The organism is Pseudomonas sp. GW460-LB5, from assembly GCF_059423245.1.
In genome coordinates this window covers 1-18,963 of record NZ_JBWKXT010000066.1, presented here as the reverse complement: position 1 = coordinate 18,963, position 18,963 = coordinate 1, and the positions used below count along the sequence as shown (strand labels likewise).

Sequence of the window (18,963 nt, the reverse complement as noted above, 5' to 3'; positions counted from 1 at the left end):
AGGCCGAGACAGCGCTATCTCAAACAACAAGAGCTCTGAACCATGCCCGAACATCCGCTCCATCGCTTCTTTTCCTCGCAGCGGCCAAGGCCGACATTCGAGTGGGAGCGTTACCAGCAGCGCGATGTGCTGATCATTGATCACCCCCGTTGCCAGGCGGTATTCAGCCGCCAGGGCGCGCAACTGCTGCACTTTCAGCCGGCAGGTGAGCGGCCGTGGCTGTGGTGCGCCGAGCAGTGGCCGCAGGTGGGGGCGATCCGTGGCGGCGTGCCGGTGTGCTGGCCGTGGTATGGCCGCCACCCCAGCGAGGACCTGTGGCCAGCCCACGGCTGGGCGCGTTTGCTGGACTGGAAGCTCGTAGACAGCCGCGAAGACGAGGAGGGCGTTACCTTGAAGTGGCGCCTGGACCTGTGCGACTGGCAGGTCGACCTGCACGCCAGGCTGGGTAGCCGTATGGAACTGAGCCTGAGTACCGAGCACCAGGACAGCGAACCTTGCCAGCTGAGCCATGCATTGCTGGCCTATTGGCGGATCAGTGACGTCTCCGAGATAGCGCTGTCCGGGCTGGAGGATATCGAAGGTTATGACCGCCTGAATCGTCAGGCCTGCCGTGAAGATGGCGCGCTGAAGCTCAAGGGTGGCTGCCAGAAGGTCTACCCGGGCACGCCGCGGGTGCAGTTGCAGGACCCGGCCTGGCAGCGCGAGCTGTGCATTGACACCGGTGACAGCGATGACACCGTGGTCTGGCACCCGGGCAACCGACCGTTGATGGGCGTGACTGGCCGTGAAAGCCAGCGTTTTGTCTGCGTCGAGGCCGCCAGTGGCAGTGGCGAGGGCCTGAGCCTGGCGCCGGGGCAGCGTGCCCACCTGCGCCTGCAGGCGCACCGGCTCAGTTGAGTTCGTCGTCCTCGATCGGGTAGCGGCTGGCGTTCAGGCTTTCCTTGATCTTGCGCAGGTGTGGCTGGAAGTCGACGCCGCGGCGCAGGGTCATGCCGGTAGCCAGCACATCGAGCACGGTCAGCTGGATGATCCGTGAGGTCATCGGCATGTAGATGTCGGTGTCTTCCGGCAACGGAATGTGCAGGCTCAGGCTGCAGGCATTGGCCAGTGGCGAGCCGGCGGCAGTCAGGCCCAGCACCGAGGCGCCGTTTTCGCGGGCCAGGCGGGCCACTTCGACCAGTTCGCGGGTGCGCCCGGTGTAGGAAATGATCACGAACAGGTCGCCGGTATGGGCCACTGAGGCCAGCATGCGCTGCATCAGCACATCGGCGTGGGCCGATACAGCCAGGTTGAAGCGGAAGAACTTGTGCTGCGCATCCAGGGCCACCGGGGCTGAGGCGCCCAGGCCGAAGAAGTGGATCTGCCGGGCCTGGATCATCATGTCCACGGCACGGCTGACCTGCTGCGGGTCCAGTAGCTGGCACGCGCCGTCGAGCGAGGCGATGGCACTGGCGAAGATTTTCTGGGTGTAGGCTGCCGGGTCATCGTCGGCCTCTACCGCTCGGCTGACGTAAGCGGCGCCGCTGGCCAGGCTCTGCGCCAGCTGCAGCTTGAGTTCGGGGTAACCGCTGACGCCGAACGAGCGGCAGAAGCGGTTGACGGTCGGTTCGCTGACCTTGGCCGCCTGTGCCAGCGCAGCAATGCTGAAACGGGTGGCTTGTTGCGGGTTGAGCAGGATGACTTCGGCGACTTTGCGTTCGGCCTTGTTCAGCTCGTCGAGGCGTCCCTGGATCTGTTCCAGGAGGTTTCGCACGCGGTCCATGGGTGTGTCCTTGGGTCGGGAAGACAGCCGGCTGGCGAAGCAGCAGGCTTTTTGCACGGTCGTCTATCGTACTGTTGGTGCGGATGGCGCACCACTTGTCTGTAATACTTGTGTGTAATGTTGTGGTTTTTACTACATTATCCCTTGAAAACCGTATGTGAAAGCGGTATTCCTAGACCAACTTTAGGAAAGAACCTACATCATGGCTGCAATCAGTGTCGAACCTTGCACATTTGCCCTGTTTGGCGCCCTCGGTGACCTGGCATTGCGCAAGCTGTTTCCTGCGCTCTACCAGCTCGACCGGGCTAACCTGCTGCACCCCGACACGCGCCTGCTGGCGCTGGCCCGCGAGGCAGGCAGCGCACAGGAGCACCTGAACAGCATCGAAGCCCACTTGCGCCGGCATGTGCCCGAGGCCGATATCGAGCCTGCTGCATTAGGCCGTTTCCTGGCCCGGTTGAGCTACCAGCACCTCGACTTTCTGCAACCCGAGGGTTACCAGGCACTGGCCGAGCAGCTGCCGGGCGAACTGCCGCTGATCGCTTACTTCGCCACGGCGGCAGCGGTGTACGGGGCCATCTGCGAGAACCTCGACAAGGCCGGGCTGGCTCCGCGTACCCGGGTGGTGCTGGAAAAGCCCATCGGCCACGACCTGGAGTCGTCACGCCGGGTCAACGATGCCGTGGCACGGTTCTTCCCCGAAAACCGGGTTTACCGCATCGACCACTACCTGGGCAAGGAGACGGTACAGAACCTGATTGCGCTGCGCTTCGCCAACAGCCTGTTCGAAACCCAGTGGAACCAGAATTCCATCTCCCACGTGGAGATCACCGTGGCCGAAAAGGTGGGTATCGAAGGCCGCTGGGGCTATTTCGACAAGGCTGGCCAGTTGCGCGACATGATCCAGAACCACCTGTTGCAGTTACTGTGCCTGATCGCCATGGACCCGCCGAGCGAGCTGTCCGCCGATGCCATTCGTGACGAAAAGGTGAAGGTGCTCAAGGCCCTGGCACCGATCACTGGCGAGGGTTTGAGCACCCGAGTGGTGCGTGGTCAGTACATTGCCGGCTACAGCGAGGGCAAGCCGGTGCCGGGTTACCTGGAAGAAGACAACGCCAACGCCAGCAGCGACACGGAAACCTTCGTCGCCCTGCGTGCCGACATCCGCAACTGGCGCTGGTCGGGCGTGCCGTTCTACCTGCGTACCGGCAAGCGCATGCCGCAGAAGCTGTCGCAGATCGTCATTCACTTCAAGGAAACGCCCCACTACATCTTTGCCCCGGAACAGCGTTTGCAAGTCGGCAACAAGCTGATCATCCGCCTGCAACCGGACGAGGGTATTTCTTTACGGGTGATGACCAAGGAGCAGGGCCTGGACAAAGGCATGCAACTGCGCAGCGGCCCGTTGCAGCTTAATTTTTCCGACACCTGGCGCAGCACGCGGATTCCGGACGCTTACGAACGCCTGTTGCTCGAAGTGATGCGCGGTAACCAGAACCTGTTCGTGCGCAAGGACGAAATCGAATATGCCTGGAAGTGGTGCGACCAGTTGATTGCCGGCTGGCGTAATGCAGGCGATGCGCCCAAGCCTTACGCGGCGGGCTCCTGGGGGCCGATGAGCTCGATAGCTTTGATCACACGCGATGGGAGGGCGTGGTATGGAGATATCTGAATTGAATTTTCCAGCGACTGTGAAGGTTCACGACCTGGCGGATGCCAAGGCGTTGGCTGCCACCCTGGCCCAAGATGTTGCCGAACGCCTTCGTGCAGCGATTGCTGCCAAGGGCCAGGCCTGCGTGGTGCTGTCGGGTGGCCGCAGCCCGGTGCCATTCCTTGAGCAGTTGGCCAGTGAAAACCTGGACTGGGCCAAGGTCACCGTCAGCCTGGCCGATGAGCGCTGGGTGCCGGTGGAGCACGCTGACAGCAACGCCGGGCTGTTGGCCCGCCATCTGCTCAAAGGCGCGGCAGCCAAGGCCCGCTTTGTCGGCCTGTACCAGCAGGCGGACAACCTCGATACCGCAGCTGGCAAGGCCGACCAGGCTCTGCTCGCACTGCCGCCAATCGACGTGCTGGTACTGGGCATGGGTGATGATGGCCATACCGCCTCGCTGTTCCCTGGCAGCCCAAACCTGAAAGCAGGCCTGGACCTCGCCAGCGGGCGTCGCTGCCTGCCGTTGCTGGCGCCGAGCGTGCCGCACCAGCGCCTGTCGATGACCCGCTCGCTGCTGGCCAGCGCCGCCTTCACAGCGCTGTCCGTGCAAGGGCCGGGCAAACTCGCTACCCTGCGCGCCGCGCTGGCTGGCAACGACCTTACTGAAATGCCGATTCGCGCTTTTCTTCACGACCCCCTGGACATCTACTGGTGCCCATGAGCCAAGGATCCACTGTCATGACCACCCTCGAACGCCCACAGCCAAAGCTCTCGATGGCCGCCAAAGCCGCCCGGATCGACGCCATTTGCGAACAGGCGCGCATCCTGCCGGTAATCACCATCGCCCGTGAGGAAGACATCCTGCCGCTGGCCGATGCCCTGGCCGCCGGTGGCATCCGTACCCTGGAAGTGACCCTGCGTTCGCAGCATGGGCTCAAAGCCATTCAGGTGCTGCGTGAACAGCGCCCGGAGTTGTGCGTAGGCGCGGGTACCGTGCTCGACCGCAGTATGTTCGCCGCTGTCGAGGCTGCCGGAGCACAGTTCGTCGTTACCCCGGGCATTACCCCGGACATCCTGAAGGCGGGCGTGGACAGTGAAATCCCGCTGCTGCCGGGCATCAGTACGCCATCCGAAATCATGATGGGCTATGCCTTGGGCTACCGCCGGTTCAAGTTGTTCCCGGCCGAAATCAGCGGCGGCGTGGCGGCGATCAAGGCCTTTGGTGGCCCGTTCGGCGATATTCGCTTCTGCCCAACCGGCGGCGTGAACCCGGCCAACGTGCGTAACTACATGGCCTTGCCCAATGTAATGTGCGTGGGGGGGACCTGGATGCTCGACAGCAGCTGGATCAAGAACGGCGATTGGGCGCGGATCGAAGCGTGCAGTGCCGAGGCGATGGCGCTGCTGGACGCCAACTGAATTTGTTGTGTGCTTTACGGCTTGTGGGGCGCTTGGTCGGCGCCCCTTTTTTTTTGCCCCGAATAATGGAAAAAGCCCGCTTTCAACAGCGGGCTTTTTCTTTTCGCAAGCGTGCTCAGGCTGCCTTGGCATCCTGCTGGCTCAGCGAGCGGTTCAACGCGCTGAACAGTGCCTTGAAGCTGGCCGTGGTGATGTTTTCATCGATGCCCACGCCATGCACCGGGCGGCCACCGGCCACGCGCAGTTCAATGTAGGCTGCGGCCTTGGCATTGGTGCCTGCGCCAATGGCGTGCTCGTTGTAGTCCATGATCTCCACGGCAATCGGCAGGCCGGCTACCAGGGCTTCGAGGGCACCGTTGCCCTTGCCGCGCCAGTGCAGGGTGGTTTCGCCTTCACCGGCAACTTCCACTTCCACAGCGCTGTGGCCGTTTTCTTCCTGCAGGCGGTGGCTGACCAGCGCGTATGGCGCGTTGGCCTGGAGGTATTCCTTGTGCAGCAGGCTGTAGATCTGCTGGGCGGTCATTTCCAGGCCGAGGCGGTCGGTTTCACCCTGAACCACCTGGCTGAACTCGATCTGCATGCGGCGTGGCAGGCTGATGCCATATTCCTGTTCGAGCAGGTAGGTGATGCCGCCTTTACCCGACTGGCTGTTGACGCGGATAACCGCCTCGTAGCTGCGGCCGATGTCGGCCGGGTCGATTGGCAGGTACGGTACCTCCCACAGTTCGCCTTCCTGCTGCTTGGCGAAACCCTTGCGGATGGCATCCTGGTGCGAGCCGGAGAAGGCAGTATGGACCAGGTCGCCCACGTACGGATGGCGTGGGTGCACCGGCAGCTGGTTGCACTCTTCGACCACCTTGCGCACGCCGTCGATGTCGGAGAAGTCCAGCAACGGGTCGATGCCTTGGGTGTAGAGGTTCAGGGCCAAGGTCACCAGGTCGACGTTACCGGTACGCTCGCCATTGCCGAACAGGCAGCCTTCGGCGCGGTCGGCGCCGGCCATCAGGCCCAGCTCGGTGGCAGCAATACCGGTGCCACGGTCGTTGTGGCAGTGCAGGCTGATGATCACGCTGTCGCGGCGGCTGACATTGCGGCAGAACCACTCGATCTGGTCGGCGTAGATGTTTGGCGTGGACACTTCCACCGTGGCCGGCAGGTTGAGGATGATCTTGTGCTCAGGCGTCGGGTTCCACACCTCGATGACTGCATCGCAGACTTCCTTGGCGAACTCCATTTCAGTGGCGCTGAAGGTTTCTGGCGAGTACTGGAAGGTCCACTGGGTTTCCGGCTGCTGGGCAGCGTACTTGACGAACAGCTTGGCGGCGTTCACCGCGATGTCTTTTACGCCTTGCTTGTCCTGGTTGAAGACAATGCGGCGGAACGACGGGCTGGTGGCGTTGTACAGGTGGACGATGGCCTTCTTCGCACCGCGCAGCGATTCGAAGGTGCGTGCGATCAGGTCTTCACGGGCCTGGGTGAGCACCTGGATGGTGGTGTCGTCCGGGATGTGGCCGTCCTCGATCAGGGTGCGAACGAAGTCGAAATCGGTCTGCGAGGCAGACGGGAACGACGCTTCGATTTCCTTCACGCCCACCTGCACCAGGGTCTTCCAGAAGCGCAGTTTCTTCTCCGAATCCATCGGCTCGATCAGCGACTGGTTGCCATCACGCAGGTCGGAGCTGCACCAGATCGGCGCGGCGGTGATGGTCTTCGACGGCCAGGTACGGTCAGGCAGGTCGATGGTCGGAAAGGCGCGGTATTTCTTCGAAGGGTCTTTGAGCATGGTCATGGAAGCAATCCTTTTGTGTGCGGCCGAGATCGGGCCTGCCGAGCGATAACGAGATGAAGAGGCGAGGCGACGCGATTCAGCCTGGTAGTCGGGCGCTGACCAGGCAGAGGCTGCGATGTTGTCGGAGCAGGATGAGGGTGCTGAAGGTTTTCATGCCCTCAACCCTAACCAGAGAGGTCAGGGATGGCAAGTGTCCAGAAAAAATTGAGAGGAATGCTTAAAAAAAGCGATTAGGCGAGATTTTATGGCTGTAATTTGTTGAGTGTTTCGTGATTTTTGCGCGGTATATTTCGATGGCGCAACCCAGTGGTAAGGGTGCTGCCTGTGCTGGCCTCTTCGCGGGTAAACCCGCTCCCACAGGGATCGCGCCGCATTTGAAAGCTACGTCGTACCTATGGGAGCGGGTTTACCCGCGAAGAGGCCAGCATAGGCAGCACAGGTCTCAGGGTTGGAACGCGCCGATGAAAATAGCCGGGTCCACCCGCGCATCATTCAGGCTGACGTTCCAGTGCATGTGCGGCCCGGTTGCCCGCCCGGTCGAGCCCACGCGCCCGACCACCTCGCCACGGCGCAGTGATTGCCCCACCTGCACATCGATCTTCGACATGTGGCAGAACATGCTGATAAAGCCCTGCCCATGGTCGACGAACACCGTGCGGCCATTGAAGAAGTAATCCCCCACCAGGATCACCTTGCCATTGGCCGGTGTCTTGATCGGTGTCCCCGCTGGCACTGCAAAGTCCAGCCCGGCATGCGGGTTGCGCTCTTCACCGTTGAAGAAGCGGCGCACGCCGAATTTGCTCGACAGCGGGCCGTTGACCGGCTTGTCGAGGACCAGGTTGCTTGGCAGGGTCGGGCTGAAGCTGCGGTAGGCCTTGATCTGTTCGGCCAGCTCGCGGTCGATGCGCTTGAGGTCGGCCGGGTTCGGGTTGACCTGGCGAGTGTTCTTCAGCGTGATGCGCTGTTCCGGGTATTTCTTGCTCCCGACGCTGAAGGGCAGGGTGCGGCCGTCCTGGCTCAGCACGGCAGTGCCGGGCTTCTGGGTCAGCGGGATGCCGACGATGGCCAGCCAGTTGTCCTGCTCCTTCACCACCAGCACCGGCTTGCCGTCGAAACGGGCGCTGGGCGCGCTTGTGGCGGGGCCCAGGTCAACCACCGCCACGCCACCCGGCACCGGCTTGTTCAGTGTGCGGGTGATATAGCTGGCCTGGGCGCCGCCGGCGAGCAGCACGAGGGAGAGGGCGAGCAGGGGCGCGAGCAGGCGGGGCATGTGTCAGTCCAGTAATGAGAGGGTGACCGGGGTCAGGTGGTTGTCTTCGACCCGCACCTGCAGTTCGCCTTCGTTCAGGCGGGCGGTCAGGCGCTGGCCATTGCGGGTCTGTTCGGCACTGCGAATGGCCTGGCCCTGGTCGTCCAGCAGGATGCTGTAGCCGCGGGCGAGGGTGGCCAGCGGGCTCACCACCTGCAGGGTTTGCAGTTGGGCCTGGAAGCGTTGGCGGCGGTCTTTCAGCACCTCGCGCATGGCCCGTGGCAGGCGCTCGGCCAGGCTGTCCAGGCGCTGGCTCAGCAATTTCAGGTTGCGCCCCGGGTGCTGCGCGGCCAGGCGCGTGTCCATGCGTGCCACGCGCTCGCGGCGCTGATTGAGGCTGAGCATGAAAGCGCGGCGCAGGCGCATGTCCAGGTCGTCCAGGCGCTGGGCCTGCTGGCGCAGGCGTTCGCCCGGGTGGCGCAGGCGCCGGGTCAGTGATTCCAGGCGCAGCCGGTCATGGGTCAGGCGGTTCTGCATGCGCAGCAGCAGGCGCCGCTGCAGGCCGTCCAGCCGTTGCTGCAAGCCACTGTTGTCGGGGGCCAGCAACTCCGCGGCGGCAGACGGCGTGGGTGCCCGTACGTCGGCAACGAAGTCGCTGATCGACACATCGGTTTCATGGCCCACGGCGCTGACGACAGGGGTGACGCAGGCGGCTACGGCACGCGCCACGGCTTCTTCGTTGAAGCACCACAGGTCTTCGAGCGAACCACCACCGCGGGCCAGTATCAGCGCGTCGAAACCAAGGCTGTCGGCCAGGCGAATGGCGCGCACGATCTGCACGATGGCTTCACGGCCCTGCACCGCCGTGGGAATCAGGTTCAGCTCCACTTGTGGAGCGCGGCGGCCGAACACGCTGATGATGTCGCGGATCACGGCGCCGGTAGGCGAGCTGATGATGCCGATACGTTGAGGGTGGGCCGGTAGCGGTTTTTTGCGTTCGGCGCTGAACAGCCCCTCGGCACTGAGCTTTTCCTTCAGCGCCTCGAAGGCCAGGCGCAGTGCGCCGTCGCCGGCCGGCTCGACGGTGTCGAGGATCAGCTGGTAGTCGCCACGCCCTTCAAACAGCGAAACCTTGCCGCGTACCCGCACCGCCAGGCCGTCGCGCAGCGCCTGGCGCACCCGCGTGGCGTTCTGCCGGAACAGCGCGCAACGCACCTGAGCGCCGCTGTCCTTGAGGGTGAAGTACATGTGGCCGGATGCCGGGCGGGCAAGGTTGGAGATTTCGCCTTCCACCCAGACGCTGCGGAACACGTCTTCCAGCAGCACGCGCGCGCGGCCGTTGAGTTGGCTGACGGTAAGGACCTCACGGTCCAGGCCGAGTCGTTCGAAGGGGTCTTTGATCATGGCAGGCATCATAAAGGACATCGGCCCCGGTTGTCTGTCTTGCCCCTACTGCCAGCCTTGACCCAATCCTTGTGGAGGCGGCCTTACGTCGCGAAAGGGCCGCAACGCGGCCCCGGCACTTCATGCGGCGAAGCTGAAAACCTGGGGCCGCTTCGCAGCCCTTTCGCCACGCAAGGCCGCTCCCACAAGATCGCAGCCGGTGCCTTCAGCCCTGCATCGTCGCCACGAACTGCCGCACCATCTGCCCTGCATCGCGACGACAGGCCAGTGCCACTGTGCTCTGGCAATCACCGTCCAGCGCCACGAAGCTGACTGAAGCCGGCGCAATCTCACGCATGCACTGCGGCAACAGCGCCACCCCGAACCCCGCCTGAATCAGCTGCAACTGCGTGGTCTTGCGCGACAGCACCTGCGCCGCTTGCGGGAAGAAGCCTGCCTCCATGCACAGCGAAGCCGACAGGTAACTCAGCCCGCCACGGTCCCGGTGCGGGATGGAAATGAAGCGCTCTTCCCTCAGCTGCTCCAGTTTCACCCGTGGCGCGCTGGCCAAGGGGTGCCCGGCAGCGACCGCCAGCAACAAGGGTTCGCTGAACAGTTCATGCAGCACCACACCTTCGTGCTGACGCAGCACCGGCAACCGCAGCAGGCCGATATCCAGCCGCCCGGCAGCAATATCTTCCAGCTGTGCCTCCGAAGACTGCTGCGCAATCTCCAGCGAAACCCCCGGGTTGTCTTTCAGGTAGTCGGCCAGGCGAGCCAGCAGCGTGCCGGTCAGCGGCACGGTACTGGAATGGTTCAGGCGCAGACTGCCTTGCAACCCCTCGCCAATGTCGCGGGTTACCCGCTCGGCTTGTGCAAGGTCGGCCAGCAAGCGCCGCGCCCGTTCAAGCAATGCTTCGCCGGCCAGTGTCAGGCGTGGCAGGCGCGCGGTGCGTTCGAACAGCGGCGTGCCCAGTTGCTGCTCCAGCTCCTTGATCTGCCGGCTAAGCGCCGACTGGGCGATGTACAGCCGTTCGGCGGCAGCGCTGAAACTGCCGCACTCGGCGATTTCAACGAAGTAACGCAACTGGCGGATCGAGGTCATGCCATGCCTTTTTGAGATGGGTTTGACAGTAAAGGCATATTAGTCGGCATGGCTCGTGTCTGGCTAATCTTTGCCTGTCTTCCCAGGAACCGCTGCCATGCTCGCCCAACTGTCGTTTTCCGGCCTCGATTGGCTACCCATCCTGCTGGGTGTCGGCGTTGCTTATGTCGTATTCGGCATTGCCGGTTTCGGTACCGCGCTGGTGGCCGGGCCGATATTGATCCATTTCATGCCGTTGTCACGCATCATCCCGCTACTGGTGCTGCTGGACTTCGTTGCCGCGTTCGGCAACCTGCTGCCGTCGCGCCGGGATGTGGTGCGCAGCGAGTTGTTGCGGCTGTTACCGTTCATGGCCCTGGGCTGCACGTTGGGCGTGGTGTTCCTGCTGCAACTGAAATCCGACCTTTTGCTGCTGTTGATGGGCGTGTTCGTGACCGCCTATGCGTTATACGGGCTGGCAGTGAAGGCCCGGCCGGCCACCCTGTCAGGCTTGTGGGCGGTGCCGATGGGTACGGCAGGCGGGTTGTTCGGGGCGCTGTTCGGCAGTGGCGGGTTTCTTTATGCGCTTTACCTGAGCGCACGGCTGGAGGTAAAGGAACAGGTTCGCGCCACCCAGAGTGCGCTGATCAGTTGCAGTACCGTAGTGCGCCTTTCGCTGTTCCTGATCGCCGGTGTCTATGCCGACCAAAGCCTGCTGCTGCTCGCCGCCTGCTTGCTGCCAGTCATGTTCGTCGGCCTCTGGGTGGGGCGCCGGCTGACCAACCGGTTGTCGCGTGAGGCTTTCGTTCGCCTGGTCACCTGGCTGGTGCTGGCCAGCGGCCTGGCGTTGATCGGTCGCTACCTGAGCGCCTGAGCGGTAGAATTGCGCCATTACCGGCGTTTTTCAGGCTTGTCCCGTTCATGAACACCCAGAGCATCATCGTTCCCAAGCTGTCCACCGTCCCGGTGCATGAAGCCCGCGCGCGCGCCATCGTGCGCTGGCTGGTGCGCGAAAAAGTCGTCGAAGAGCAGCTGACCACCTGTGGCCGCACCGGCAACCGCATGGGCCATGCCCTGGCTGCAGGGGCGCGCAAGGTGGCCCTTCATCCGGAAAAACTGCCCTTCGACCAGCCGGTCAACGGCATGGAGGTGGTGCTCAAGCGCTGCATCTACACCCCCACCGAAGGGTTTCTCGAAGAGGCCGGTTGCCCGGAGTGCCGGCGCGAGGTGGGCGAGCCGCTGTTCGAAAGCCTGGAGGAGTGGACGCCGGCGGTGACCGACAACTTCACCTGCCCGCTGTGCGGCTTTGAAGATGACATCAATGGCTTCATTTACCTGCAGCCATGTGCCTTTTCCAACCTGGGGTTCATCTTCAACAACTGGGGCGAGGCCGGGTTTACCCAGGCCTTTCTCGACAGCTTTGCCGACTGGCTCGACCAGCCGGTGACCGTGGTGCAGGTAAAACTGCCACAAGGCTGACCGAAGGCCCTTATTTTGCATTGAGCGGCGCGCCGTGGATGAGTATAATGGCGCGCTTCCATTTTTCCCGCCCGGGAGCCCCCGCGATGCTGCGTATCAGCCAAGAAGCCCTGACCTTCGACGATATCCTCCTTGTACCTGGTTATTCCGAGGTACTGCCTAATGAAGTCAGCCTCAAGACCCGTTTGACCCGTGGCATCGAGCTGAACATTCCGCTGGTTTCCGCCGCCATGGATACCGTGACCGAAGCGCGTCTGGCCATTGCCATGGCCCAGGAAGGCGGCATCGGCATCATCCACAAGAACATGACCATCGAGCAGCAGGCCGGCGAAGTACGCAAGGTCAAGAAGTTCGAGGCTGGCGTGGTCAAGGACCCGATCACCATCGAAGCCGACGCCACCGTGCGTGACCTGTTCGACCTGACCCGCCTGAACAACATCTCCGGTGTTCCAGTGCTGGCGAATGGTGACCTGGTCGGTATCGTCACCTCCCGTGACGTACGCTTCGAAACCCGCCTGGACGCCAAGGTCCGCGACGTGATGACCCCCAAAGAGCGTCTGGTCACCGTCCGCGAAGGCGCCGACAAGAACGAAGTCCGCGAGCTGCTGCACAAGCACCGCCTGGAAAAGGTCCTGATCGTTGACGACAAGTTCAACCTCAAGGGCATGATGACCGTCAAGGACATCGAAAAAGCCAAGGCTTACCCGCTGGCCAGCAAGGACGACCAGGGTCGCCTGCGCGTTGGCGCTGCGGTCGGCACCGGCAAGGACACCGGCGAGCGTGTTGCCGCGCTGGTTGCCGCTGGCGTTGATGTGGTGGTGGTCGACACCGCACACGGTCACTCCAAAGGCGTGATCGACCGCGTTCGCTGGGTGAAGGAAACCTACCCGCAAGTGCAGGTGATCGGCGGCAACATCGCCACCGGCGCCGCAGCCAAGGCCCTGGCCGAAGCTGGCGCTGACGCCGTCAAGGTCGGCATCGGCCCAGGCTCCATCTGCACCACCCGTATCGTTGCCGGTGTCGGCGTGCCGCAAATCAGCGCCATCGCCAACGTTGCTGCCGCACTGGAAGGCACTGGCGTGCCACTGATCGCCGACGGCGGTATCCGCTTCTCCGGTGACCTGTCCAAGGCCATCGTTGCCGGTGCTTCCTGCGTGATGATGGGTTCGATGTTTGCCGGTACCGAAGAGGCCCCAGGCGAAGTCGAACTGTTCCAGGGCCGTTCCTACAAGGCCTACCGCGGCATGGGCTCGCTGGGTGCCATGGCACAGGCGCAAGGCTCGTCGGACCGTTACTTCCAGGACTCCTCGGCCGGCGCCGAGAAGCTTGTTCCTGAGGGGATCGAAGGCCGTGTGCCTTACAAGGGCGCCCTGGCTGCGATCATCCACCAGCTGATGGGCGGCCTGCGTTCGTCCATGGGCTACACCGGCAGCGCCACCATCGAAGAGATGCGCACCAAGCCGGAATTTGTACGCATCACCGGTGCCGGCATGGCCGAGTCCCACGTGCATGACGTGCAGATCACCAAAGAAGCCCCTAACTACCGCGTAGGCTGAGGCTTCCAGCAATACAAGCATGCGGGGCTGTCACGACAGCCCCGCGTCGTTTCCGATTTCCACTGACGAGATTGAGTCATGGCCCTCGACATTCACGCTCACCGCATCCTGATCCTCGATTTCGGTTCCCAGTACACCCAGCTGATCGCCCGCCGCGTGCGCGAAATCGGCGTGTACTGCGAACTGCACCCGTTCGACATGGACGATGAAGCGATCCGCGAATTCAACCCGCGCGGCATCATCCTCGCCGGCGGCCCCGAGTCGGTCCACGAAGCCAACAGCCCGCGCGCGCCGCAGGCCGTGTTCGACCTGAACGTACCCGTGCTGGGCATCTGCTACGGCATGCAGACCATGGCCGAGCAGATGGGCGGCAAGGTTGAAGGTTCCGACCTGCGTGAGTTCGGTTATGCCCGCGTGGACGTGGTCGGCAAGAGCCGCCTGCTCGACGGCATCGAAGACCACGTTGACGCCGATGGCGTGCTGGGCCTTGATGTATGGATGAGCCACGGTGACAAGGTCACCCAGATGCCCGGCAACTTCCATGTACTGGCCAGCACCCCGAGCTGCCCGATCGCCGGCATGTTCGACGATTCTCGCGGCTACTACGGCGTGCAGTTCCACCCGGAAGTGACCCACACCAAGCAGGGCGGTCGCATCCTGTCCCGTTTCGTGCAGGACATTTGCGGCTGTGAAGCCCTGTGGACCGCCTCCAACATCGTTGAAGACGCCATCGCCCAGGTGCGTGCGCAAGTCGGTTCGGCCAACGTCCTGCTGGGCCTGTCCGGCGGCGTTGACAGCTCGGTGGTTGCTGCACTGCTGCACCGCGCCATCGGCGACCAGCTGACTTGCGTATTCGTCGACAACGGCCTGCTGCGCCTGCACGAAGGCGACCAGGTGATGGCCATGTTCAAAGAGAACATGGGCGTCAAGGTGATCCGCGCCGACGCTGAAAAGCAGTTCCTCGACAACCTGGAAGGCGAAGCCGACCCGGAGAAGAAGCGCAAGATCATCGGCCGCACCTTCATCGACGTCTTCGACGCCGAAGCCAGCAAGCTGGATAACATCCAGTTCCTCGCCCAAGGCACCATCTACCCCGACGTGATCGAGTCGGCTGGCGCCAAGAGCGGCAAGGCCCACGTGATCAAGTCGCACCACAACGTAGGTGGCCTGCCGGAGGAAATGAACCTCAAGCTGGTCGAGCCGCTGCGTGAGCTGTTCAAGGACGAAGTGCGCAAGATTGGCCTGGAGCTGGGCCTGCCGTACGACATGGTCTATCGCCACCCGTTCCCGGGCCCGGGCCTGGGCGTGCGTATCCTTGGTGAAGTGAAGAAGGAATACGCCGACATCCTGCGTCGCGCTGACCACATCTTCATCGAAGAACTGCGCAAGGCCGACTGGTACCACAAGACCAGCCAGGCATTCGTGGTGTTCCAGCCGGTCAAATCGGTGGGTGTTGTTGGCGACGGCCGTCGCTACGCCTGGGTCGTGGCCCTGCGTGCCGTCGAAACCGTGGACTTCATGACCGCGCGTTGGGCTCACCTGCCATACGAGCTGCTGGAAACTGTCAGCGGCCGTATCATCAACGAAATCGACGGTATCTCGCGCGTTACCTACGACGTGTCGAGCAAGCCGCCGGCCACCATCGAGTGGGAATAAGTTGAGCCACAAGGGCGCCGCAAGGCGCCCTTGTTGTATCTGTCGCCTGTCCTGGCCCCTTTGCGGTAAAACCGCCCCCACAAAGTGCTGCAAGCCTCAATCACTGTGCGGTCCCTGTGGCAGCGGGTTTACCCGCGAAGAGGCCAGCCCAGGCAAAACAAGACTTCACTTAATCTTTCGCATTTGCAGGTGTATCGTATTCGCCCTTCATTGCCAGCCACTGCTGGCAGCTTGATTGCGCCGAACACGAGGTACCCGCACCGATGTCCTTCACCCGTCGACAAATGCTCAAAGGCCTGACCGGCCTGGTTGTGGTTGGCCTGGGCGCCGGTGGCGCGGTGCGTTACTGGCTGGGCAAGGTCGAAGATGACAACGCCGGGCATGATTACGAGCTGATCGCGGCGCCGCTGGACGTCGAACTGGTGCCGGGCTTCAAGACCGAGGCCTGGGCCTTCGGCCCGTCGGCACCGGGCACCGAGCTGCGTGTGCGCCAGGGCACCTGGCTGCGGGTACGCTTTATCAACCACCTGCCGGTGGAAACCACCATCCACTGGCATGGCATTCGCCTGCCGCTGGAAATGGACGGCGTGCCCTACGTGTCGCAACTGCCGGTCAAGCCAGGCGAGTACTTCGACTACAAGTTCCGCGTGCCGGACGCCGGCAGCTACTGGTACCACCCGCATGTCAGCAGCTCCGAAGAGCTGGGCCGCGGCCTGGTCGGCCCGTTGATCGTCGAGGAGCGCGAACCTACAGGGTTCCAGCATGAGCGCACGTTGAGCCTGAAGAACTGGCATGTGGACGAGCAGGGTGCCTGGCTGCCTTTCAGCATCCCTCGCGAGGCGGCGCGTAACGGTACGGCTGGGCGGCTGATCACCATCAACGGCCAGGCCGACTCGGTCACCGAGCTGCCGGCCGGCCAGGTGGTGCGGGTGCGCCTGCTGAACCTGGACAACACCTGGACCTACCGGCTCAACCTCAAGGGCAACTGCGAGGCGAAAATCTACGCGCTCGACGGCAACCCGGTGACCCCGCGGCCGCTGGAGGATGAATACTGGCTCGGCCCCGGCATGCGCATCTGTCTGGCCATACGTATTCCCGAAGCGGGTGAAGAAATCTCCCTGCGCGACGGTTTCGTGCGCCTGGGTACACTGCGTTCAGTGCCCAGTAACGACGCCGCGGGTGGCTGGCCGCCAGCGCTGCCGCCCAACCCGATCGCCGAGCCGGACCTGGAGAATGCCGAAAAGCTCAACTTCAATTTCGAGTGGGCGGCCAGCGTCTCTGTCACCCCCGACCCGGACAAACCGTCGAGCATGTGGCAGATCAACGGCCAGGCCTGGGATATCACCGACAAGACCTGCGCCGACCGCCCCATCGCCACGTTGAAAAAGGGCAAGAGCTACATCTTTGAGCTCAAGAACATGACTCAGTACCAGCACCCGATCCACCTGCACGGCATGAGCTTCAAGGTGATCGCCTCCAACCGTCACGACATCAAAGAGCCGTGGTTCACCGACACCTACCTGCTGGGCAAGAACGAGCGCGCCCAGGTAGCGCTGGTGGCGGATAACCCGGGTACCTGGATGTTCCACTGCCACGTCATCGACCACATGGAAACCGGCCTGATGGCCGCGATTGCGGTGGTCTGATGCGCCCGCAGATCATCGATCGCAGCCGTGATCAGGAGTTCATGCAACTGGCCCTGGCCCTGGCGGCCGAGGGCGCGGCCCTCGGCGAGGTGCCGGTGGGCGCGGTGCTGGTGCAGCATGGGCAGGTGATCGGCCAAGGGTTCAACCGGCCGATCATCGACAGCGACCCCAGCGCGCATGCCGAGATGGTGGCCATCCGCGCAGCGGCGAAAACAGCCAGTAATTACCGGCTGCCCGGCAGCACCCTGTACGTGACCCTGGAACCGTGCAGCATGTGTGCAGGGCTGATCGTGCATTCGCGGGTGATGCGGGTAGTATTTGGCGCGCTGGAGCCCAAGGCAGGCATTGTGCAGAGCCAGGGGCAGTTCTTCGGCCAGGGCTTCCTCAACCATCGGGTGATGGTGGAGGGCGGGGTGCTGGCGCAGGAGTGTGGGCAGATCCTCAGCGATTTCTTCAAGGCCCGCCGGGCCAAGACCTAGCGCTCCAGAAAGGCCCGCATGGCAATAGATTCTTTGTGGCTATACCGGCCTCTTCGCAGCGCAAGGCTGCTCCTGCAGGAAATCTATTGGCCTGAGGGCGATGGTGCCTACATCGGCGGCGACTGTTCTGCCGGCTTGGTCTTGTTGACCCCGGGCACATGCAGGTTGCCTTCGGCCACCTGGCCTTCCAGTTGCGGCTGGGTCACCCAGGTAAGGATGTCGTAGTAGCGGCGGATGTTGGCCACGAAGTGCACCGGCTCGCCGCCACGGGCATAACCGTATTTGGTCTGCCGATACCACTGCTTCTGCGACAGGCGCGGCAGCATCTTCTTCACGTCCAGCCACTTGTTCGGGTTGAGCTTCTCGCGCTTGGCCAGGGTACGGGCGTCTTCCAGGTGGCCACTGCCGACGTTATAGGCAGCCAGGGCGAACCAGGTGCGGTCCGGCTCCTGGATACTGTCGTCCAGCTCGGCCTTGATCTTCATGAAATACTTGGCACCACCCTGGATGCTCTGTTTCGGGTCCAGCCGGTTGGACACACCCATGGCCTGGGCGGTGCGCTGGGTCAGCATCATCAGGCCGCGAACACCGGTCTTGGAGGTGACCTCCGGCTGCCACATCGATTCCTGATAGCCGATGGCGGCCAGCAGACGCCAGTCCACCTGCTCGACCTTGGCGTAGCTCTTGAAGTGCTTTTCGTACTTGGGCAGGCGCTGTTGCAGGTGCTGGGCGAAGGTGTAGGCACCCACATAACCTAATACGTCGACATGGCCGTAATAACGGTCTTTCAGGCGTTGCAGGGTGCCGTTCTTCTGTGCCTTGTCGAGAAATTCGTTGATCTCGTTGAGCAGGCTGTTGTCTTCGCCCGCTGCCACTGCCCAGCGCTGGTCGCGGGTGTCGCCCACGTCGAAGGCCACGCGCACGTTGGGGAAGTACACCTGGTTCATCGCCAGCTCGTTGGAGTCGACCAGGGTCAGGTCGATCTGCCCTTCGTCGACCATGCGCAGCAGGTCGACCACCTCCACCGCATCCGATTCTTCATATTCAAGGCCGGGGTTCTGCTTTTTCAGCTCGGCCAGCAGGTCGGCATGGCTGCTGCCTTTGAGCACCATGATCTTCTTGCCGACCAGGCCCTTGGCGTTGGTTGGGCGGGGCCGGCCGTTGCGGTAGATGACCTGTGGGGTCACTTCCAGATAAGGGTGCGAGAATTTCGCCTGGGCGGTGCGCCGTTCGCTGCTGACCAGGCCGGCGGCTGCCAGCACCGGGCCGGAGGGTTTGCCGAGGTCGTCGAACAGCTCATCGAGGTTGTCGGCAGTCTCGATCTCCAGTTTCACACCGAGATCGTCGGCGAAATGCTTGACCAGCTCGTATTCGAAACCGGTTTCGCCGTTGCGATCCTGGAAGTAGGTGGCCGGGCTGTTGCGGGTGATCACGCGCAGCACGCCATCCTCCTTCACGCGCTCGAGGGTGCTGGGTTTTTCAACGCAGGCACCGAGCAGCAGAAAGAGTCCGGTTGCGAGAAGCCATTTGGCGCAACGCTGGCGCAAAGCAGTGTGGGCGAACATAGGTTGCAGTATACGCAAAGGACCGGTTCAGCCATATCTCGACAACGGTTAGCTTGTCTGGTAGCGGTTTATGTGTTGTGGGGCGTGGCGGAGGATTGCGGTTGGGGCCACCAGGTGCTGGCCTTGGGAGGTGTTGCGCCTGTGAGATCGAGCGCCGCCCGCGCGGCGCTTCGCGGGGCAAGCCCGCTTGTGTCTTGGAGAAGGAATAGAATCTGAAGTGAGAGCGGTGAATGGCAAGCTGATAG

At 63.0% G+C, this 18,963-nt stretch carries 16 protein-coding genes; 10 read left to right on the top strand and 6 right to left on the bottom strand.

The features are described 5' to 3' along the window. Positions 1-42 precede the first annotated feature (42 nt). Positions 43-897 (top strand): D-hexose-6-phosphate mutarotase, encoded by an 855-nt coding sequence (locus tag AC07XM_RS27000; RefSeq protein ID WP_016485098.1) that lies wholly within the window; start codon positions 43-45, stop codon positions 895-897. Here AC07XM_RS27000 and hexR read toward each other — a convergent pair. Further along, a complete protein-coding gene (gene hexR, locus AC07XM_RS26995; RefSeq protein ID WP_172455959.1) occupies positions 890-1,753 on the bottom strand; it encodes a DNA-binding transcriptional regulator HexR in 864 nt (287 codons plus the stop codon). The two genes, AC07XM_RS27000 and hexR, sit on opposite strands and share 8 nt — an antisense overlap. Positions 1,754-1,964: 211 nt before the next feature. On the opposite strand from hexR, the gene zwf reads away from it, so the two are divergent. Genes zwf through AC07XM_RS26980 form a run of 3 tightly spaced genes read left to right on the top strand, consistent with a single transcriptional unit; the run spans position 1,965 to position 4,832 of the window. Next, entirely contained in the window at positions 1,965-3,434 is a 1,470-nt protein-coding gene (zwf, locus tag AC07XM_RS26990; protein WP_016485100.1) for a glucose-6-phosphate dehydrogenase, read from the top strand. Continuing rightward, the gene (pgl, locus tag AC07XM_RS26985; protein ID WP_102689975.1) at positions 3,421-4,134 is read left to right on the top strand and encodes a 6-phosphogluconolactonase; all 714 of its coding nucleotides are present in this window, start codon (positions 3,421-3,423) and stop codon (positions 4,132-4,134) included. The genes zwf and pgl overlap by 14 nt, the downstream gene beginning before the upstream one ends. Before the next feature lie 17 nt (positions 4,135-4,151). Further along, positions 4,152-4,832 carry a bifunctional 4-hydroxy-2-oxoglutarate aldolase/2-dehydro-3-deoxy-phosphogluconate aldolase gene (locus AC07XM_RS26980; protein WP_102689976.1) on the top strand — a complete coding sequence of 227 codons (681 nt, stop codon included), beginning with the start codon at positions 4,152-4,154 and terminating at the stop codon, positions 4,830-4,832. A gap of 115 nt (positions 4,833-4,947) precedes the next feature. Here AC07XM_RS26980 and leuA read toward each other — a convergent pair whose 3' ends face one another. From leuA to AC07XM_RS26960, 4 genes are all read right to left on the bottom strand, one after another. Beyond that, complete coding sequence (gene leuA, locus AC07XM_RS26975; RefSeq protein ID WP_023048427.1) at positions 4,948-6,621, bottom strand: 2-isopropylmalate synthase; 1,674 nt, start codon at positions 6,619-6,621, stop codon at positions 4,948-4,950. 442 nt (positions 6,622-7,063) lie between these two features. Continuing rightward, on the bottom strand, positions 7,064-7,891 hold the full coding sequence (locus tag AC07XM_RS26970; RefSeq protein WP_016485104.1) for a M23 family metallopeptidase: 828 nt from the start codon (positions 7,889-7,891) through the stop codon (positions 7,064-7,066). A gap of 3 nt (positions 7,892-7,894) precedes the next feature. After that, positions 7,895-9,274, bottom strand: a complete 1,380-nt coding sequence (gene xseA, locus AC07XM_RS26965; RefSeq protein ID WP_102689977.1) for an exodeoxyribonuclease VII large subunit — start codon at positions 9,272-9,274, stop codon at positions 7,895-7,897. 205 nt (positions 9,275-9,479) lie between these two features. Continuing rightward, positions 9,480-10,358, bottom strand: a complete 879-nt coding sequence (locus AC07XM_RS26960) for a LysR family transcriptional regulator (RefSeq protein ID WP_016485106.1) — start codon at positions 10,356-10,358, stop codon at positions 9,480-9,482. Between the two features lie 97 nt (positions 10,359-10,455). On the opposite strand from AC07XM_RS26960, the gene AC07XM_RS26955 reads away from it, so the two are divergent. The 6 genes from AC07XM_RS26955 to tadA all read left to right on the top strand — a co-directional run bounded on the left by AC07XM_RS26955 (position 10,456) and on the right by tadA (position 17,153). Then, a complete protein-coding gene (locus AC07XM_RS26955) occupies positions 10,456-11,211 on the top strand; it encodes a sulfite exporter TauE/SafE family protein (RefSeq protein ID WP_023047717.1) in 756 nt (251 codons plus the stop codon). A gap of 47 nt (positions 11,212-11,258) precedes the next feature. After that, positions 11,259-11,816: a hypothetical protein gene (locus AC07XM_RS26950; RefSeq protein WP_016485108.1), complete on the top strand. Its 558-nt coding sequence runs from the start codon at positions 11,259-11,261 to the stop codon at positions 11,814-11,816. A gap of 86 nt (positions 11,817-11,902) precedes the next feature. After that, a complete protein-coding gene (guaB, locus tag AC07XM_RS26945; protein WP_012270723.1) occupies positions 11,903-13,372 on the top strand; it encodes an IMP dehydrogenase in 1,470 nt (489 codons plus the stop codon). Between the two features lie 78 nt (positions 13,373-13,450). Then, entirely contained in the window at positions 13,451-15,028 is a 1,578-nt protein-coding gene (gene guaA, locus AC07XM_RS26940; protein ID WP_016485109.1) for a glutamine-hydrolyzing GMP synthase, read from the top strand. Positions 15,029-15,291: 263 nt separating this feature from the next. Continuing rightward, complete coding sequence (locus AC07XM_RS26935) at positions 15,292-16,674, top strand: multicopper oxidase family protein (RefSeq protein ID WP_070086495.1); 1,383 nt, start codon at positions 15,292-15,294, stop codon at positions 16,672-16,674. Beyond that, the gene (gene tadA, locus AC07XM_RS26930) at positions 16,674-17,153 is read left to right on the top strand and encodes a tRNA adenosine(34) deaminase TadA (protein WP_023047716.1); all 480 of its coding nucleotides are present in this window, start codon (positions 16,674-16,676) and stop codon (positions 17,151-17,153) included. Before AC07XM_RS26935 ends, tadA begins: the two co-directional genes overlap by 1 nt. 107 nt (positions 17,154-17,260) lie before the next feature. On the opposite strand, the gene mltF is transcribed toward tadA, so the two are convergent. Beyond that, the gene (mltF, locus tag AC07XM_RS26925) at positions 17,261-18,718 is read right to left on the bottom strand and encodes a membrane-bound lytic murein transglycosylase MltF (RefSeq protein WP_016485112.1); all 1,458 of its coding nucleotides are present in this window, start codon (positions 18,716-18,718) and stop codon (positions 17,261-17,263) included. Positions 18,719-18,963: the final 245 nt, after the last annotated feature.

What these genes read in the sequence shown, in the direction of transcription:
- tadA (WP_023047716.1), top strand. Translation starts at nt 16,674, where the DNA reads ATGCGCCCGCAGATCATCGATCGCAGCCGTGATCAGGAGTTCATGCAA.
- AC07XM_RS27000 (WP_016485098.1), top strand. Translation starts at nt 43, where the DNA reads ATGCCCGAACATCCGCTCCATCGCTTCTTTTCCTCGCAGCGGCCAAGG.
- AC07XM_RS26935 (WP_070086495.1), top strand. Translation starts at nt 15,292, where the DNA reads ATGTCCTTCACCCGTCGACAAATGCTCAAAGGCCTGACCGGCCTGGTT.
- xseA (WP_102689977.1), bottom strand. Translation starts at nt 9,274, where the DNA reads ATGATCAAAGACCCCTTCGAACGACTCGGCCTGGACCGTGAGGTCCTT.
- leuA (WP_023048427.1), bottom strand. Translation starts at nt 6,621, where the DNA reads ATGACCATGCTCAAAGACCCTTCGAAGAAATACCGCGCCTTTCCGACC.
- AC07XM_RS26970 (WP_016485104.1), bottom strand. Translation starts at nt 7,891, where the DNA reads ATGCCCCGCCTGCTCGCGCCCCTGCTCGCCCTCTCCCTCGTGCTGCTC.
- AC07XM_RS26980 (WP_102689976.1), top strand. Translation starts at nt 4,152, where the DNA reads ATGACCACCCTCGAACGCCCACAGCCAAAGCTCTCGATGGCCGCCAAA.
- guaA (WP_016485109.1), top strand. Translation starts at nt 13,451, where the DNA reads ATGGCCCTCGACATTCACGCTCACCGCATCCTGATCCTCGATTTCGGT.
- zwf (WP_016485100.1), top strand. Translation starts at nt 1,965, where the DNA reads ATGGCTGCAATCAGTGTCGAACCTTGCACATTTGCCCTGTTTGGCGCC.
- guaB (WP_012270723.1), top strand. Translation starts at nt 11,903, where the DNA reads ATGCTGCGTATCAGCCAAGAAGCCCTGACCTTCGACGATATCCTCCTT.
- AC07XM_RS26950 (WP_016485108.1), top strand. Translation starts at nt 11,259, where the DNA reads ATGAACACCCAGAGCATCATCGTTCCCAAGCTGTCCACCGTCCCGGTG.
- AC07XM_RS26955 (WP_023047717.1), top strand. Translation starts at nt 10,456, where the DNA reads ATGCTCGCCCAACTGTCGTTTTCCGGCCTCGATTGGCTACCCATCCTG.
- mltF (WP_016485112.1), bottom strand. Translation starts at nt 18,718, where the DNA reads ATGTTCGCCCACACTGCTTTGCGCCAGCGTTGCGCCAAATGGCTTCTC.
- pgl (WP_102689975.1), top strand. Translation starts at nt 3,421, where the DNA reads ATGGAGATATCTGAATTGAATTTTCCAGCGACTGTGAAGGTTCACGAC.
- AC07XM_RS26960 (WP_016485106.1), bottom strand. Translation starts at nt 10,358, where the DNA reads ATGACCTCGATCCGCCAGTTGCGTTACTTCGTTGAAATCGCCGAGTGC.